Here is a 16,113-nt window from a genome sequence, read left to right on the forward strand (position 1 = left end):
GGATATTAGGTAAACGGTAGAACCTGAGTATCTTTTTATTCACTTCAAGTTATGCCATAATCATACTCAACAAAATAATATAGTCAAAAAAGTTTAGTACTTAACTTTTTTAACTGACTATGATTCAGAGGAGGAATATTATGGCTACGCAAACCAGCCTTGTAGCTCAGCAGGTCAGGATCAGACAATGGGCAGAACAGATCCGGAATTGTCAGAACCGTCCCAAAGGGATGGATGTTGAAACCTGGTGTACCCAAAATAATCTTACAAAAGCCAACTATTATTACCGTCTCCGGCGTGTCAGGCAGATATGCCTGGATCAGATGCAGGACACAGAAACCGCTGATTTTGTGGAACTGCCCGCACCTGCACCAGATCCAAAGAAAACAGATACTCCAAAAGAATCCGGTACATGCATTTCGGCAGGAACTCTGCCAATGATCCGTATTAAAAATACCAGGGGACTGTCAGCTGAGATATTTTCCGGTACTTCACCGGAAATGCTCTGCCATCTCATAAAGGCTTTTACCCATGCTGAATGATGCAGATGCTTCCGGATTTAAAAAGGTGTATCTGGCGATGGGATTATCCTCAGCATATTTTTATCCTCAGCTTTTCATTTATTCCCTATAATTATTGTGAAAATACTCTCAAAGCTGAGGATAATTATTATCTTATTCCACAGATCCTAGCTAATTCTTCCTCATCATCTAGCCATTCAGCTGTTTCAGATACATCAACACTATTGTTTTCCATGGCCTTTTTCAGCATTTCAATTGATGGAGATGCGTATATACGGGTCGTTTGAGTGAAAGTATGTCCCAGTATTCGGGATACAAGTTCAAGTTCAACTCCATTTTGATACAGTCCACAAGCCCTGGTTCTTCGGAGCATATGTGGATACAGCTTTTGCGGAAGTCCAGGATGATCAGGTCTTATTTTTTCTGCATACTTGTTCAGTATTCTTTCTACATTTCCGGTTGACATAGCAGACAGATTTCCTTTGATCACTGTATAAAACAGGGGATAATCACCGTTTGTTTCCGAATGATAGATCTTTATGTATCTTTTTAAGTGCTCGACAGTTTTGTCTGTTATTGATACAATTCTTTCCTTATCACCTTTTCCATGAACTCGGATATAAGGTATCGTTTCATTTAGCTTCAAAGATTCAAGAGTTAACTCTCGCAGTTCAGATACTCTTATAGCCGAATCGTACAGAAGAATCAGTATAGTCTTGTCCCGTATTCCTATTTTTGATCTGTCGGAAGGGGCAGCCAGCAAGGCTGCAAGATCATCTGGCTTTATTGTTTCCTTCACCTTTTGTGTTCCCTTAATAAATGGGACCTTTGAAGCCCCAAGAGCGATTGACTGCATCGATATTTCGCCATCAGCTACGTACCATAAATAAGATCTAATCGCAGCCAACCTGTTATTACAGGTGTCAGCGGAACATCCTTTATTCACTGCCCTGTGAATTCATGTACTGGGCCAGCTGCCGCATTGCACGGCGCGATTTTGCTTCATCTGCATGATAAGACAGCCATGTGTCCGATAATTCTCAATTATCCATTATCTACTCAAAAATAAACATATCTATCATAAACCCTGTTTGTTTATATGAAAATAATTCAAATAATGTTAAAAATATTAACAAAATAAGAATAAGAATTGTTTTTTGCAATATAGCAAGATATACTGAGTACAGGTGGATGGAGCTGAAAGGAGATGTGATGGAGATGAAATACGTTGTTCGGCTTTTGGGAATAGAAATCAACAACATAAAAAATGTGATACACGGCGAAATTGAAATGCCCCAAAACAAAAAGGGAAGCATTTTATGAATCTACGGAGCCAATGGATCTGGAAAAACAGTAGTTGTGGACTATATGGTATTGCTGAAATATCTTCTTTCCGGACGTCAGATCCCGTCAAATTTTTATTATTATATAAATGAAGCAAGTGATACCTCCACTGTAAAGTATCGCTTTGAGCTGAAAATCGAAGAAAAATGCTATCTGGTAGAATATGTATGAGCGTTTTTCTAAGGATATCCAGAATGTCATTGCACTTGGAGTCGCAGAGCAGGCAACACAGAACTATAATGAGGAAAAGGGCGTTCCAGAGGTAAGTTCCTTTTTATTTTCAAGAAAAGCGCAGGAAGTCTTTGAAAAAGCCGAGGGTGAAGCTGCATTGCTTGCTTTACTGAGTCAGTGTTTTCAGAAATATGGAATTTATGCTCTTGCTGTTGTTGAAAACGCACAATACGGCTACTTATCCTTAAATTTGGAAAGTATGCCGGTTAATATTGACTGGTCGGACACGATACCAAAAAAAGGTGAAGGCATCTTCTTACGCTTCACAGATATAAATGTGGTGCCAAAAGAAGTTTTTCCTTATGTAGCAAATACGATCAAGCAGATCAATATTGTAATGAAATCATTAATACCTGAGATCAACATAGAAATTTATAATGCGTTTGATAAGCTATTGAAGGATGGAAAAGACGGAGTGCAGTTTGAAATCATTGCCATGCGTGGAGAGAACCGGATTCCTCTTTTGTATGAATCCGCAGGAATAAAGAAGCTGATCTCTATTTGCAGTAATTTAGTTGCCTGCTATAACAGGGAGTCTTATTGCCTTGTGGTAGACGAGCTGGATTCTAGTATTTATGAGTATTTATTGGGAGAATGTCTGGAAGTTATGCAGGATAAAGCTAAGGGACAATTGATCTTTACATCACATAACTTACGCCCATTGGAGATTCTTGAAAACGATTCTCTGCTTTATACGACTGTGAATCCTGAGAATTGCTATATAAAATCTACTTATATCAAAAATACGCAAAATACCCGGTTATCTTATTTACGGACGATTAAGCTTGGCGGGCAAAAAGAAAAGCTCTACAATGAAACAAATATATATGAGATGGAGCTTGCTATGAGGCGGGCAGGAAGGATACGTGCTAATGACTAAAAAAGTTATTCAGTTTCTTGTAGAAGGGCCGACGGATGAAGATGCACTGGCTGTTATATTTACGAAACTGGTAAACGATCATGAACGAAATATTTTGATGCGCATATAGAGGCAAAAAATAAGGATCGGCTGATCCGTAGAAATCTAAGCAAGAGAAAGATTGTATATTCTTTGTATAACCGGAAAACTGTGGCAGGATTTCCCTACGAGATCTACTATTTTTCCAGAAATATGGAACATGTGCTGCATGACCGGGCAGAAAATCTGACTGATGATGAAAAGGAAGATCTGGCATTTGACATCGCAGACCAATATACAGATCAGCTGGAAAAATTCCTGGAATATTTACATGACGATGGTTTTTATGTATGTGGTACTTATAAAGATACCTGGGAATTTATCATGGATGGAAATAATTCACTGAATCGTTATTGCAGTTATTGCAATGTGGCTGTCTTTTTTGAACAGCTGGAAATTGGGTAAAACTGGTAAAAAAATCCGTTGACTTTTACCGTATTCTTCCATTGTAAAATTTTTTGCTGATCCGAAAAACGGAACTTTGGGAAACAAATAAACCACCTGCTATGCGGGTGGTTGTAGTTATCCTGCTTTTCGGAGCATTTATGGGAACATGGATGAAAGACAAAACTTTTGCTTTCCTAGATGGGAAGTTTGCGAAAAACGAAACCCATGATTTTATTTAAATGCTTGCAGAAATTTAATGGAAAATTTCTAAGAAATATAACATTTTAATTTTCAGGTCTTTCTGGATGGACAGGAACAATAATGGTCTATCCGGGAAGGCCTTTTTTTACTGCAGGAATGTTGTAAAACGGAACTTTTGATGGAAATACGATTGCAGAAAAATAAAAAAAATGTTAGTTCTGGCTATCATGTCCAGTATGCCGAAAATCATTTGGAGAAGGCGAAGGACGTGTTTATGAAAGTGATGAAGATCCTCTGGATTTATATAGCCCAGTGGAAGGAAAAATAGAAATTAAACTGAGATGATAAAAAAATATAAAAAAAGAATTGACAATTGTATTCTACAGTTGTAGAATACAATTAACTTCTACAGATGTAGAAAATAAAATTCTAGGAGAATCCACGATGAAGACAAAATTTATGACACTTATGACGGTAGCAACACTTGGGATTTTTTCAGCTGCAACGGTTATGGCAGCAGGAAATAACGATTTCTATACACAGCCGCCGACTGGATCTGAATGGGAAAAAGCAGATACTGAAGGTACCTATGCAAGCTATACGAACGGAAATGATTATGTAAATATCTATAAATATTCGCTGGAGGATGTCAAAACAGGGATTGCCAAATGCAATGACACATACGATGCCTGCTATCAGACAATTTATTCAGAGGGAAACAGCCTGTACATGGCAGTGGGATATGCAAAAGATGCAGATGACATCAGTGACGTCAGAAAATTTGTAGAATATATTTCTTATCCTGGAAATCCTTCGCTTACCAGACAGGAGAACGAAAACCAGACAGATGATTCTTCTGATGATTCTGATAAGGCAACTACAGATACTGCCAGTCAGAAGTCAGGAGGAGATTCAGATATCCTTACTACCTCACCAATGACATTAGTTGACAGTGATGGAAATACCATTGAAATTAATTACATTCTTCACAAAGATTATTCTTGTGAATATCGTGGAGATGATGGAATGAACTATACCGATAATGGGGATGAAACTTATACCGACGAAAATGGAAATACCTACTCAGCTCTGAATGATGACACTCATCATCTGGGACATACATTGGAGCAGCATGATCTTCAGGATGCAAACGGTAATACTGTGACGGTTACGGAAACTACAAATGGTGATTATTATTTCCAGGACGAAAATGGTACAGGATTTACGGACAACGGAGACGGGACATGGAGTGATGAAAATGGCAACAGTTATACAGAAATAGATTGATAGTGGTCAGTAGCTGCAGGAATGGCAAGGGTATTTGCAAATTGTGCAAAAGCCCTTGCCATTTCCGTGAACCGTGGTAAAATAGAATTATTCCTACATTTGTAGAAAATATGTAACAGGAGGTATGAAAGAGTGAAAAAAACTTACCAGAGGCTTCCGGAATCAGAGCTGGATATTATGCTCGTTCTTTGGAATAATACTCCGCCGATGACCAGACCGGAGATTGAGAAAGTGATCAATATGAAGAAAAAGCTTGCATCAACAACAATTTTGTCATTGTTGACCAGATTGGAGAACAAAAATTTCGTGGAAGTGACGAAACAGGGAAAAATGAATCTGTATACACCTCTGGTTTCGCAGTCAGATTATCAGGCACATGAAAGCCAGAGTGTTCTTGAGAAACTTTATGGGAATTCACTAAAAAAGTTTGTAACTTCACTTTATCATGGAAAGAAAATCAGCTCGGAAGAAGTCCAGGATCTCAGTGAATTTCTTAAGAACCTGGAGGACAGGGAGGAATAGCGAATTATGGAGGTTCTTGTTCTGCACATTCTGAAACTGAACATTATTGCAGCAGTAGTAATTTTACTGGTAAAAGTGCTTGCGACTCTGTTTAAAGGGCGTGTATCAGCGAGATGGAAGTACTTTATCTGGCTGTTAATTACGATAAGCCTTTGTGTTCCGGTGCGCCTTCCGGCGAATCTGGCACTGGTGGATTTCAAAGTACTTAAAAGCAGTCAACAGAATACGCAAAACCCGAAGATAACGGATTACGCAGTCAGACCAGAGGGAAGTCAGAAGGTAACAGAAACCGTATCATCTGCGAGCAATGACATGAAAAATCTGACAGAAATCCCGGAACAAAAGAGAACTGTCAGGTATGAATCAGATAAATGGCTGGGAATTGTGGCTGTGATTTTTGCTGTTGTCTGGCTGAGCGTAGCGGTACTTAAACTGACAGGAGAATTGCTGGCATATTATTTTTCTATAAGGAATCTGGAACGGATGAGTCTGCAGGTAAGTGATACAGTGAGTATTCAGATGTACCGTGCAGCATGTCAAAAGAAGCACGTACGCAGAATACCGGAGCTCAGGCAAAACGCAGGTCTTACCACACCGCTTCTTGCGGGACTTTTTCATACAAAATTGTATCTACCAGCAACCGGGTATTCAGCAGAAGAAAGAAAACTTATCTTTTACCATGAACTTACACATTATTGTCATCGGGATCTCTGGTATAAGATGCTCCTTCGAATCTGTGCATCGATATACTGGTTCAATCCCTTTCTTCTTATCATGCTGAAAGAAGCGGATAAGGATATTGAAAATCTGTGTGATACAGCGGTTGTTCGCAGAGTTAATAAAAAGGAACATAAATTATATCGACAGCTGCTTCTCAGGACAGTGGCCATGGAAAATCAGATTCCATATGTGACAGCAAGTCTTAATGACAGCGAAATGGTGTTTAAAGATCGGATTCTGTATATGGTGAACATTCGGAAACTCCGCAAAGGAATTCTTCCGGGAATTCTTGTGACGCTGCTGCTTGCAGGCGGTAATCTGGTATTTAATGTCTCTGCCGGGACAGATACAGTTTCAGTAGAGACGGAGAAGTCTGGTATTGAAAAAAATGCAGATCCAGAGAAAAATAATGTACCGGATTATGCACCGTTTTCTGAAATGGTAACTATGCAGAAAGCTGCTGAAACACAGGACGAAGGAGGAGTGACAGAGAATACAGATACAGAGGATTCTGTAGACGAAGAGGAAAAAGCGGATGCGGAAACAAATGATGAACCTGCCATGGAAAACAGCGGACAGGTAAGTGAAACGACCGATGATGGAATTACCTCTGACAACAACGGGTCTGTTTCATCTTATGAAAATCTGCCAGCAGGCGTACCATATACCAGTGGATTCACTACTACTTCCGGTGTAGCATCAATTGTAGCACCGGGTGGAGGAGATGAAGAATCCAGAGTTCTTTACGATAACGGAGATGGGACCTATTCTGATGATTATGGGAGCCGATACAGTTATCAGGGAGATGGAAACTGGGCAGATGCCAATGGAAATTCATATCGTACCTGGAATGACGAAGATTATTATTCCGGAAACCAACTGGAACAGCATGAACTCCAGGGCAGTAACGGTACCGTTACTGTAAAAGAAACAACAAACGGAGATTATTACTATTGTGACGCAGATGGGGTCGGATACACAGACAATGGTGATGGCACCTGGACGGATGAGAATGGGAACATCTATACAGAATAAAAGAAAGCGTTTTTCGAAACCAAAAGGAATCGAAAAACGCTTTTTCATATATGACATATAAAAAATGGGATCATAAACGATAGCATATTATTTGCGAATATCTACCAGTCCCTTTTTCAGTATATATTCAGAGAACTCATACGAAGCTCCGTCCCCAGTCACATTCAGATACAGATTTTTAAGGTCGCTTTCATTTACGATCCAGGCCATGTTCAGCTGCACACTTTCGCCTGGTTTTATAGAGGAAATATAGTTTCCACCGTTGCCATAATTTTCAGAGACACTATAATATACCATTTCCCCTGTCTTTGCCACGCCGGTCCAGCTAATGTAGTCATAGCCATCGCCGGCCTGTTCTGTTGGAATGTAAAGCTGTATTTTTCCATTTTCCTTAGTCAGAGTCAGTAAAGCACCAAGATAAAGCATATGGTCGATTTCCTCATTTGAATGATTGGTATAGGTAACTGTAACATAGACCAGCTTCTGATTCACTTCCTCTGACTTTACAATTTCATCCAGGGAATCGATTCCATCGCCAGACTTCACATAATTCAATGTGTTTGTAGATAGCTTTCCATCAGCATCAACGGCTTCCGTCCATTTTTGCGGTATTTTGTCCGGATCGAGAAGCTGAAGATCATCAGAAATTTGAACAGAATCTACCTTTGCAGAAATCGTTTTTTCCAGATATTCACCATTTGTGTTTTCACCGATCACATCCAGATCAAAAGTGTCACCAATTTGGTAAATGGGTAGTTTTTTCTCATTTACAGAAGTACTTATTTCATCATTATCATCTTCTGTCTTTTCAGATATCATCTCTCCGCTCCATGTAGGTAATCCGGCGGTCTTTACCATAGTCGTGTTTCCCTCAATCACCAGATTCTCTGCAACTTTTATGGCTTCATCCTTTGACACATCATCTCCGATGTAGATCATAAGCACACGATATAAATCCGGGCAGACAAGGTAAATTCTCTGGTTAATAGCCCCGTTTTCGGTAATGCTATTATATTTGAGATATATCCCCTGGTATTTTCCAAATGTACGCTCTTCACTATCAATAACATTCTGATCCTGTACTACCTGTCCCAGATCATTTTTATCCAACAGGACAGATGAAAAACTGAACCCGCCAGTCATGTCATGCTCAGGATATTGGAGATGGTACTCGTCAATCCAGCTCATGCCCTCCGGAACATATTTAGCAGACAGATCCACCTCTGGGACCTCATCTGGAAGCACGGTCTTCTTTGCTGCATCACCAGCATCAATTTTGACTGAAACACCATAAGAACCCTGTTTTTCCAAAAACCAGTGATACAGATTTGCTCCTGCATATACTGCTGTGGAAACTGCCAGCGCACACGCAGCTGCCACTGCGGCAACTTTCGGAGCTGTCCATCGTTTTCTTCTTCGCAGATTCGCCACTTTATTATCCGCCAGCTGCTTTGTCACCTCGTTTTGAATCATATTATGGATAAAATCCGGTGTTTCGGGAATATCGTTTTTCATATCTTCTAATCTCATATTGACACCTCCTGTAATTCCTGCCTTAATTTTCCTCTTGCCCTTGCAAGTCTCTTTTGAACAGCACCTTCCGATATTTCAAGGATCTGGGCGATTTCTTTTACACTGAAATCTTCTATGTAGTATAGAATAACGGGTAAACGCAGTTCCTCTTTTAAGGAATTTACGGCTGTATACAATTCACTGTAATTTTTTGTTTTTTCTGATTCCGGTTCCTGTCTGTCAGCCAGATTTTCCAATGGGATAATTTTACTGGATTTACGCACAAGGCTGTAACATTCGTTGATTAAGATACGGATTAACCAGGTTCGGGCATAGTTATCGTTTTTTAATGTACCGATGTTGGAAAAAGCCTTCACAATTGTTTCCTGAATAGCATCTGCACAGTTATGGTCACTAAATAAAATCGTTTTTGCAGTTGAGTATAATTGTCTTTCTGAATCCAGGATCAGAGATCCAAGTTGTTCCTTTGTCATTTAAACACCACCTCTTTTTGCCAGCCAGCATTTTCTTTACATCTATTAGACGTGCAGAAATCAAAAATATCCCTAATAATTTATCCTTTTTCTTATAAATGGACAAGTTCGTGGTTTTGCACAAAAAAAGATGTCTACTTTCGATAGTATTCCATAATGAAAGAAATAAAAACAAGCATTTGCAAAAGGATATTTTTAAAATTAGATTTGTTCATGGGTGTTATTTGTGATTACTTTCATGCTAATGTGTATTATCATATTAGCATGAAAAAATATATGGTTCAGTCTGAAAGATTAGATTTGTTGTTGCATGAATGTGAGGGAATAATCCAGACATTTCAAGTTCTAAATAATGGAATTAGTAAGTCTGTGTTTTATGCATATTATAATGTACCCATAACCGTGGACACGATATATTTTGAGTTCCCTCATTTATGAACACATCTAAAATGCTGTTCCCTTATTATTGGACATTTTCTCAAATCATGGTAGCATCATGGTTTATCGGATTGTTTATAGATGTAAATATTGATTTTGGTGATCCTCAAGGATTTTGGACTCTTAGGGAGCTGCTTCCTGTTTTGGCAATGGGGATTTGTATTCTAAAAGCTATCAAAAACAATGAGAAGAAATAAATTGGAATTTAGAAAGGGGTGCACTGCCATGCTGAGAAAGTTGAATTATTTTTTAAACATCGTTATCGGTTCATTCATAGGAGTTTTCATTGGGTTCGGAATTTATAATTTAAGACACACTGTGTCCTGAATTGAGCTGGTCACATTATCGTGTCTTGATGCGTATAAATGATGAGAAGGCAAGAATAAATGCAATGTAGGCTTGGGATATAAAAAAAGCTATACTATAGAAAAAGCTATACTATAGAAAAAGCGTTAGAGGTGGCATCAGGAATGAAAAATAAAATTTTGGTGATAGAAGATGACCGCGCAATTTCAGAATTGCTGTGCATGAACCTGGAGGCAGCAGGGTATGAGACTGTGGCAGCGTATGATGGGGAAGAAGCCCAGAGGCTGCTCTTATGGCAGGAGGACGCAGACCTGGCAGTGGTGGATATCATGCTGCCGGGAAAAGACGGATTTGCACTGATGGAGGATTTTAAAAAGAAGGAGCTTCCGGTGCTCTACCTGACTGCAAAGGATGATGTGGCTTCCAAGGTGAAGGGATTAAAGCTGGGTGCAGAAGATTATATGGTAAAACCTTTTGAGATGCTGGAACTTCTGGTACGCATTGAGAAGGTGCTGGAGAGGACGGGACGGGCCAAGAAAGTCTTAACGGTCCGGAACATCCTGGTAGACATGCAAAGCCATCGGGTCTACAAAGACGGGCTTCCGGTAAGCCTAAAGCCAATGGAATATGACCTCTTTGTGCTGCTCCTGCAAAATAAGAACATTGCGCTTGGAAGGGAAGAACTGTTAAAACGGGTCTGGGGAGAAGACTACCTGGGGGAAAGCAGGACGGTGGATGTCCATATCGGACAGCTCAGAAAAAAGCTGGAACTTTATGATGAGATCAGGACGATCCCGAAACTTGGATACCGTCTGGAGGAATAAGGATGAAGCTGTGGAAACGAACGGTACTTCTTATGCTGGTAACGCTATTATGTGCCCTGATCCCAGTGGGAACGCTAAGTCTTTATATCACAGGAAAACGAAGCCTCAATAATGCTGCAGAGACCTACGGAAGACAGCTGGAAAATGGCAAGGTACTCCTGGAACAATTTTGGGATAACAGCAAATATGAGCAGATGTCCGAGACTGGAAAGCGGGCTTATATGGGCTTTCAGTTCCAGCGATGCTGTGGGGAAGGCATGGCTCTCATCGACCGAAAAAGCAATGCCGTCATTGAAAACCTGACAGATTATAAAGTTGTGGGGTTCGAAAACTTAGGCTTAAAGGATGAAGGAAATCCTTATGCCTACAAGATACAGAAACTGGGACAGAAATACCTCCTTCTCCAGCTGGAATCATTATCCAGACCGGAAGGATACGAAGTCCTCTCTGTTCGGGAAGTCACAGAGCTTTTTGCAGAGCTGAGACAGACCGCTGTCTGGCTTTTGGGAATTTATCTGTCTGTGTTCCTGATCGCCGGCCTTTTTATTTACATGATGATGCGAAGAACTGTGGAACAGATGGAGAAGCTACAGGAAGTGGCAGAGAAACAGGAGCTGCTCATGGGGGCACTTTCCCATGAAATGCGTACCCCGTTAACGTCCATTATCGGGTATTCGGATACCCTGCGCCATGTAAAGCTGAAAGATGAACAGAAGGACCGGGCACTGGAACATATCAACCGGGAGGGAAAACGCCTGGAGGCTCTTTCTGGGAAGATGCTGCAGATGCTGGGGCTTTATCAGAACCATGCCATACAGATGGAAATGACCACGGCAGGTGACCTTTTAAACCATGTCATAGACATGGAAAAAGAACAGGCAGAAAAGAAAGCGGTGCACCTCAAGATGGAATGTGAAGCCTTTTCCATGAAAATGGATCCGGCCTTGATGGAAAGCCTTCTGATAAACCTGATCGACAATGCCCTAAAGGCTACGGATGCCGGTGGAAGCATTTGGGTAAAGGCCTATGAGAAAGCCGGAAAAAAGATTTTTGAGGTGTCGGATACCGGAATGGGGATCCCGGAGGAAGAACTGGGAAAGATCACAGATGCATTCTATATGGTGGACAAATCACGAAGCCGAAAAGAAGGCGGATCCGGACTTGGGCTGGCACTCTGTGTGAAGGTGGCCGAAATCCATGGCGGATGCCTGAAAATCGAAAGCAGACAGAGAGAGGGGACCACGGTAAGAGCCATCTTCTGATTTACAATTTGTTTACATCTTGATGAATACATCGGCGAAGCAATATGGTACTCTTTTCTCATAAGAAGAGGGTACCTTTTTTAATACCGAAAGGAAAGGATGGAAAAAGGATGAAGAAAATAAAAATGTTTATGGGAGCCGTTCTGTGTATAAATCTTTTGACATTATCTGGATGTGACCATGTTGTTCAGTCTGCTGTTGTGGAAGAAAAGGATCAGACAGAACAGAAAAAAGAAGAGAAAAAGGAGACAGTTCAGAAAACCGTTGCCGAACAGGTACAGTCACCGGAAACATACCAGACAACGATCCAGGCAGATCTAAGATCAGCGGACCGGGAGGATAAAGAAACTCCGATGAATTTTACCCTGACAGCGGATGCACCGGTAAAAGTGCCGGATGTAGATGCAATCTGTTTAAAAAAAGTAAAAAGAGTGGCGATTCCTGAAGAAGAACAGAATAAAATAAAAGACACATTCGGAAAAGGACAGCCCATGCAGGAAGAGAAGAATGAGAACGAACAGGCGGGGACATATACAGTAGATGGACTGACCTATCGGTATTCTTATACACAGAGTGAGCAGGTATCGGATGTGGAGGAACTTGGATTTCAGATAGCGAAGTTTAGCTTTGATGATTGTGGGGACATGACCCTGGCATCAAGTGAGAAAAAAGAAAGAGAAGAACGCTTTCAAAATTATATAAAGGCAGGAAGTGGCCAAATCTCTGAAAAGGAAGCAAAGGAGAAGGTTTCAGGCCTTGTTTCCGGAGACTGGGAGATATTTGAAAGTTCCTCAAAAGCACTTACTGAAGGAAGCACTACCCTGGAAAAAGATGACTTCATTTTTGAACGGATGATAGACGGGGTTCCGGTTAATTATGTGAGGGAAACCTCTTTGCCTGTTAATGAGCAGGCTCTTGAATGGGAAAACGAAGATGGAACACTTCATGAAGGACAGTCTGAAGGATGGGAAAATGAAGTATTGACGATGGACTTTTGCAGTGGGACACTTCAGAGTTTTCTGCACAGAAATCCCATAGAAGCATCGAATGCTTCCGATGAGAGGCTGTTCTTACTTCCTTTTGATGAGGTCAAGGATATCTTTGAAAAAACGATCACTTTGCAGGTCATGACAGAAGACAGGAATCGGCTGATCTCTGTCGATGGAGGAAGCCACTACCGTTATCCGTCCATTGATGCACAGAGTGCGGAGATAACCATAACAAAGGTACAGCTGGGTTATATGTGCATGCCAGACAGTGAAGGCAGCGATACCGAAGCAGTCCTGATCCCGGTGTGGGATTTTTATGGAACCTGGACATCCAAAGAGCCAGAGTATGAGTACGGAAATGGGGAGGATGGACTGGTCATGGGAGATGTGATAATGGATGATGCAGGTGTTCCACTTCTTACGATCGATGCACGGGATGGAAGCGTAATACAAAGGATTCAGGCTGGATGGGCGGCTTCTATGGGCTCCAAGGATATAAAATAGAGTGTGAATTTCAATTTTTAATTAATGATGACAGAAAGACCTGGATTTTCAGGTCTTTCTGCTTTACAGGAAAAAGAAAAATACGTTATACTTTTCCTATAGAAAAAGGTTGGAGGAATATGTATGGCAGAAAAAATGGCAGAGCAGATCGCAGAGATTTTAAAAGAATCTGATTATCATACGGTAGAGAAGGCACTGGCAGATTTCCGCAGACCGATGGATGGGGAATTCAGGAATCTTCTGGTGGATATTATTGTGGAACGATGGATTGATACGCCTAAAGACGTACCGTTTTCCTATGCCCGCAGCATTTGGAATCGGAAAGATATAAATAGAGAAGAGTATCAGGCATTGCTGGAGGAAATCCGAAGCTATCCCATCGCACCGATCAACAAGGCAAAGATATCGGATTTTTTATGGGTTGTGGAAAATGATTTTTCAAATGCAAAAATAGCAGAAACGGCTTATTGCGAACACTTGAAGAACACCGGTGCATTTGCAGATCATATCATGGCTATAAACCGGATCTTGTTTATCTCTAAAAAAATCCGAAGCAAGGAAATCAATGAAGAGGTGCGAAAGAATCTGCTGATAAAAGTATTAGAAGAGTATGATAACAGCAGCCACGCAAAAATTGGATATTTGATAAAAACTGCCATGGAGGAAAAAGTGGATACAGGATATCTGATCCCTTATGTGGAAAATATCTTGAAAACTTACGATGATAATAGCTGTGATCCACCGCTCATTGGTAAGTTTTGTGATCTGTTGGAAGAACTCTATTGCAGAAAAAATAACTGGCAGAAGAAAAAGTGTATTACTGAACCTAAACTGATTGCGATACGAAGACGTAAGATTCAGGCTGTCCGGATGGAGGCTGAATATGCCGGGGGCTCTTCCAAAGGAAATTTAATGAGAAAGATTCACTATTTGAAAGAGGTTATTCAGTTGTTAAAGACCATACAGGGTACGGAAGAAGAAAGAAAGGCACTGTTGCAGGAAATAGCACAGATAGAAGAAGCTTCTCTTTCGGAGATGATGGTATGGAGTGATAAACAGGATGCCAGTGGCATTGTAAAAGAACTGTTCCGTCAACTGGAGGATCTTGATAAGGAAGAAGCACTGTGTTATTTTGCTTCATTTCTTCCGATTCCGGAAAGAGAAAGGGTAAAGGATCAAGTATTAAATAGGACTGGGATCCTGCACACGATATTTCCAGCGGCAATCCTTGGAAAAGGAGGAAAATTAATTGCTAAAAGCAGGCCTGTGAAAAAGCACGATGGAACAATTGATGAAGGAGCTCTTAAGGATAATATGGAGCGGACAGCAGCCATGGAGATGGATTATTTTGCACAGATCCTGGTGAGAAATACGTTTGAATATATTCGTTCCAGATTTGTGATCGAAGAGAGTGATGTAAAAAAGATTGTAGATGTAAGTTGTGCGATTCCGGAGGGGAGAAAAGAATCGTATACCAAGGGTCTTATGTTTGGCTTTTCAGGAGATTTTTTGACGGCGCTAAGTATCCTGATTCCACAGATAGAAAATGCAGTAAGATATCTGGCAGTGGAATGTGGAGAACCTGTTTACAACATGAATGAAGAAGGGATTGAAGAAGTAAAACCAATGCACGCTGTCTTAGAATTGGAAGGAGTAAAAGAAAGCCTGGATGAAGACCTTATATTTGCTTTAAATACGATTTTCTGTTCAAAATTTGGATTTAACATGCGCAACAATGTGGCACATGGAATGCTGGATGATCAGGCATTCCAGAGCTTCAAAGCTTTGTATATCTGGTGGTTTGCACTGAAATTTTGCTATCTATTCTGCGGAAAATTACAGGAGGAGAATAGAAGTAAAATAAATAAAAAGCTGAAACAGCTGATGGAGAAGAAAGATAATATGGATGAGAATTAATATAAAATGGTTGGACGGATGGTATGGTTTCCTTAAAAAGTGTTCGGAAGTACCTGGCAAGCATAGCGTTTGGATATCAAAACGCACTTTGGGGACGGCCTCAACCCCCGGAATGTGTAGCACTGAGAGTAAATCTATAAATATAATATGAATTATAAAAATACTCCAACTTATTAGTAGTCAGAGTGTTTTTCATAAACATATATTTTGAAATAAAATATAACAGTTATTAAATCTCTTAAAACAGGTGAAATCTCAATCGGAATTTTATGAGGTGAGTTATGTAAAAAGCAAAAGCAATTAATATTTTGGGAGAATTTTGTGGCAAGCGTGATATAGAAGAATTTACACAAAATGTATTAGAAAAAAATTGGAATCAATCAGGCTGGTGTAATGGTTTTATTTGGAGGAAGCATTATAGCCGGTGGTGATATTCTTGCTGAAGCCATTCAGAACGAAGTGGCAAAGAAAAATATTATTGTCGGAGGTGCTGGACACACAACAGAGACATTGAGAAATGTTGCTGGAGCAACAGATTATTTTAGGGAATTTAGGTTATTTTATTTTGTAACAAGGAAAGATAGAAAGGTGTGGATGTTTATATGGCAAAGAAATTAGACTTAAACAAACCAGTATTTGAATTGGTTCAGGAATATCCTGA

17 protein-coding genes are annotated in these 16,113 nt (G+C 40.3%); 14 read left to right on the forward strand and 3 right to left on the reverse strand.

The features are described 5' to 3' along the window. Window positions 1-140 precede the first annotated feature (140 nt). Window positions 141-542: a hypothetical protein gene (locus AC075J_RS14165; protein WP_119253128.1), complete on the forward strand. Its 402-nt coding sequence runs from the start codon at window positions 141-143 to the stop codon at window positions 540-542. Window positions 543-669: 127 nt separating this feature from the next. Here the strand turns inward: AC075J_RS14165 and AC075J_RS14170 are convergent, their stop codons facing one another. Beyond that, complete coding sequence (locus AC075J_RS14170; RefSeq protein WP_119253145.1) at window positions 670-1,377, reverse strand: tyrosine-type recombinase/integrase; 708 nt, start codon at window positions 1,375-1,377, stop codon at window positions 670-672. 170 nt (window positions 1,378-1,547) lie between these two features. Here AC075J_RS14170 and AC075J_RS14175 point away from each other — a divergent pair, with 170 nt between their 5' ends. The 7 genes from AC075J_RS14175 (at window position 1,548) to AC075J_RS14205 (ending at window position 7,206) form a co-directional block, all read left to right on the forward strand. Continuing rightward, window positions 1,548-1,844, forward strand: a complete 297-nt coding sequence (locus tag AC075J_RS14175; RefSeq protein ID WP_476390450.1) for a hypothetical protein — start codon at window positions 1,548-1,550, stop codon at window positions 1,842-1,844. Between the two features lie 36 nt (window positions 1,845-1,880). After that, complete coding sequence (locus AC075J_RS14180) at window positions 1,881-2,036, forward strand: hypothetical protein (RefSeq protein WP_243104687.1); 156 nt, start codon at window positions 1,881-1,883, stop codon at window positions 2,034-2,036. Beyond that, window positions 2,029-2,976: an AAA family ATPase gene (locus AC075J_RS14185; protein WP_370865179.1), complete on the forward strand. Its 948-nt coding sequence runs from the start codon at window positions 2,029-2,031 to the stop codon at window positions 2,974-2,976. Before AC075J_RS14180 ends, AC075J_RS14185 begins: the two co-directional genes overlap by 8 nt. 171 nt (window positions 2,977-3,147) lie before the next feature. Further along, window positions 3,148-3,459, forward strand: coding sequence for a hypothetical protein (locus AC075J_RS14190; protein ID WP_049896285.1), 312 nt, complete (start codon window positions 3,148-3,150; stop codon window positions 3,457-3,459). A gap of 627 nt (window positions 3,460-4,086) precedes the next feature. Further along, window positions 4,087-4,929, forward strand: a complete 843-nt coding sequence (locus AC075J_RS14195) for a hypothetical protein (RefSeq protein WP_173702404.1) — start codon at window positions 4,087-4,089, stop codon at window positions 4,927-4,929. A 132-nt stretch (window positions 4,930-5,061) separates the two neighbouring features. Beyond that, window positions 5,062-5,451, forward strand: a complete 390-nt coding sequence (locus tag AC075J_RS14200; RefSeq protein WP_026649345.1) for a BlaI/MecI/CopY family transcriptional regulator — start codon at window positions 5,062-5,064, stop codon at window positions 5,449-5,451. Between the two features lie 6 nt (window positions 5,452-5,457). Next, window positions 5,458-7,206, forward strand: coding sequence for a M56 family metallopeptidase (locus AC075J_RS14205; protein WP_476390451.1), 1,749 nt, complete (start codon window positions 5,458-5,460; stop codon window positions 7,204-7,206). 87 nt (window positions 7,207-7,293) lie between these two features. On the opposite strand, the gene AC075J_RS14210 is transcribed toward AC075J_RS14205, so the two are convergent. Beyond that, window positions 7,294-8,736: a hypothetical protein gene (locus tag AC075J_RS14210; protein WP_476390452.1), complete on the reverse strand. Its 1,443-nt coding sequence runs from the start codon at window positions 8,734-8,736 to the stop codon at window positions 7,294-7,296. Next, on the reverse strand, window positions 8,733-9,212 hold the full coding sequence (locus AC075J_RS14215) for a sigma-70 family RNA polymerase sigma factor (protein ID WP_476390453.1): 480 nt from the start codon (window positions 9,210-9,212) through the stop codon (window positions 8,733-8,735). The genes AC075J_RS14210 and AC075J_RS14215 overlap by 4 nt, the downstream gene beginning before the upstream one ends. Before the next feature lie 434 nt (window positions 9,213-9,646). On the opposite strand from AC075J_RS14215, the gene AC075J_RS14220 reads away from it, so the two are divergent. The 6 genes from AC075J_RS14220 to AC075J_RS14245 all read left to right on the forward strand — a co-directional run bounded on the left by AC075J_RS14220 (window position 9,647) and on the right by AC075J_RS14245 (window position 16,070). Continuing rightward, window positions 9,647-9,847, forward strand: a complete 201-nt coding sequence (locus tag AC075J_RS14220; protein WP_119253124.1) for a hypothetical protein — start codon at window positions 9,647-9,649, stop codon at window positions 9,845-9,847. A gap of 273 nt (window positions 9,848-10,120) precedes the next feature. Continuing rightward, window positions 10,121-10,780: a response regulator transcription factor gene (locus AC075J_RS14225; RefSeq protein WP_476390454.1), complete on the forward strand. Its 660-nt coding sequence runs from the start codon at window positions 10,121-10,123 to the stop codon at window positions 10,778-10,780. 2 nt (window positions 10,781-10,782) lie between these two features. Beyond that, a complete protein-coding gene (locus AC075J_RS14230) occupies window positions 10,783-12,042 on the forward strand; it encodes a sensor histidine kinase (RefSeq protein ID WP_476390455.1) in 1,260 nt (419 codons plus the stop codon). Window positions 12,043-12,152: 110 nt separating this feature from the next. After that, complete coding sequence (locus AC075J_RS14235) at window positions 12,153-13,535, forward strand: DUF6034 family protein (protein ID WP_476390456.1); 1,383 nt, start codon at window positions 12,153-12,155, stop codon at window positions 13,533-13,535. Between the two features lie 123 nt (window positions 13,536-13,658). After that, window positions 13,659-15,452 carry a DUF4209 domain-containing protein gene (locus AC075J_RS14240; RefSeq protein ID WP_476390457.1) on the forward strand — a complete coding sequence of 598 codons (1,794 nt, stop codon included), beginning with the start codon at window positions 13,659-13,661 and terminating at the stop codon, window positions 15,450-15,452. A 393-nt stretch (window positions 15,453-15,845) separates the two neighbouring features. Next, window positions 15,846-16,070 carry a hypothetical protein gene (locus tag AC075J_RS14245; protein WP_009244748.1) on the forward strand — a complete coding sequence of 75 codons (225 nt, stop codon included), beginning with the start codon at window positions 15,846-15,848 and terminating at the stop codon, window positions 16,068-16,070. Window positions 16,071-16,113 lie beyond the last annotated feature (43 nt).

It is taken from the genome of Blautia sp. ZXY-1-C6 (genome assembly GCF_056339875.1).

Bases quoted from the DNA above. Each gene is read 5' to 3' on its own strand.
- AC075J_RS14235 (WP_476390456.1), top strand. From the start codon at position 12,153: ATGAAGAAAATAAAAATGTTTATGGGAGCCGTTCTGTGTATAAATCTT.
- AC075J_RS14210 (WP_476390452.1), bottom strand. From the start codon at position 8,736: ATGAGATTAGAAGATATGAAAAACGATATTCCCGAAACACCGGATTTT.
- AC075J_RS14195 (WP_173702404.1), top strand. From the start codon at position 4,087: ATGAAGACAAAATTTATGACACTTATGACGGTAGCAACACTTGGGATT.
- AC075J_RS14225 (WP_476390454.1), top strand. From the start codon at position 10,121: ATGAAAAATAAAATTTTGGTGATAGAAGATGACCGCGCAATTTCAGAA.
- AC075J_RS14245 (WP_009244748.1), top strand. From the start codon at position 15,846: ATGGTTTTATTTGGAGGAAGCATTATAGCCGGTGGTGATATTCTTGCT.
- AC075J_RS14240 (WP_476390457.1), top strand. From the start codon at position 13,659: ATGGCAGAAAAAATGGCAGAGCAGATCGCAGAGATTTTAAAAGAATCT.
- AC075J_RS14205 (WP_476390451.1), top strand. From the start codon at position 5,458: ATGGAGGTTCTTGTTCTGCACATTCTGAAACTGAACATTATTGCAGCA.
- AC075J_RS14185 (WP_370865179.1), top strand. From the start codon at position 2,029: ATGTATGAGCGTTTTTCTAAGGATATCCAGAATGTCATTGCACTTGGA.
- AC075J_RS14165 (WP_119253128.1), top strand. From the start codon at position 141: ATGGCTACGCAAACCAGCCTTGTAGCTCAGCAGGTCAGGATCAGACAA.
- AC075J_RS14170 (WP_119253145.1), bottom strand. From the start codon at position 1,377: ATGCAGTCAATCGCTCTTGGGGCTTCAAAGGTCCCATTTATTAAGGGA.
- AC075J_RS14230 (WP_476390455.1), top strand. From the start codon at position 10,783: ATGAAGCTGTGGAAACGAACGGTACTTCTTATGCTGGTAACGCTATTA.
- AC075J_RS14215 (WP_476390453.1), bottom strand. From the start codon at position 9,212: ATGACAAAGGAACAACTTGGATCTCTGATCCTGGATTCAGAAAGACAA.
- AC075J_RS14220 (WP_119253124.1), top strand. From the start codon at position 9,647: ATGAACACATCTAAAATGCTGTTCCCTTATTATTGGACATTTTCTCAA.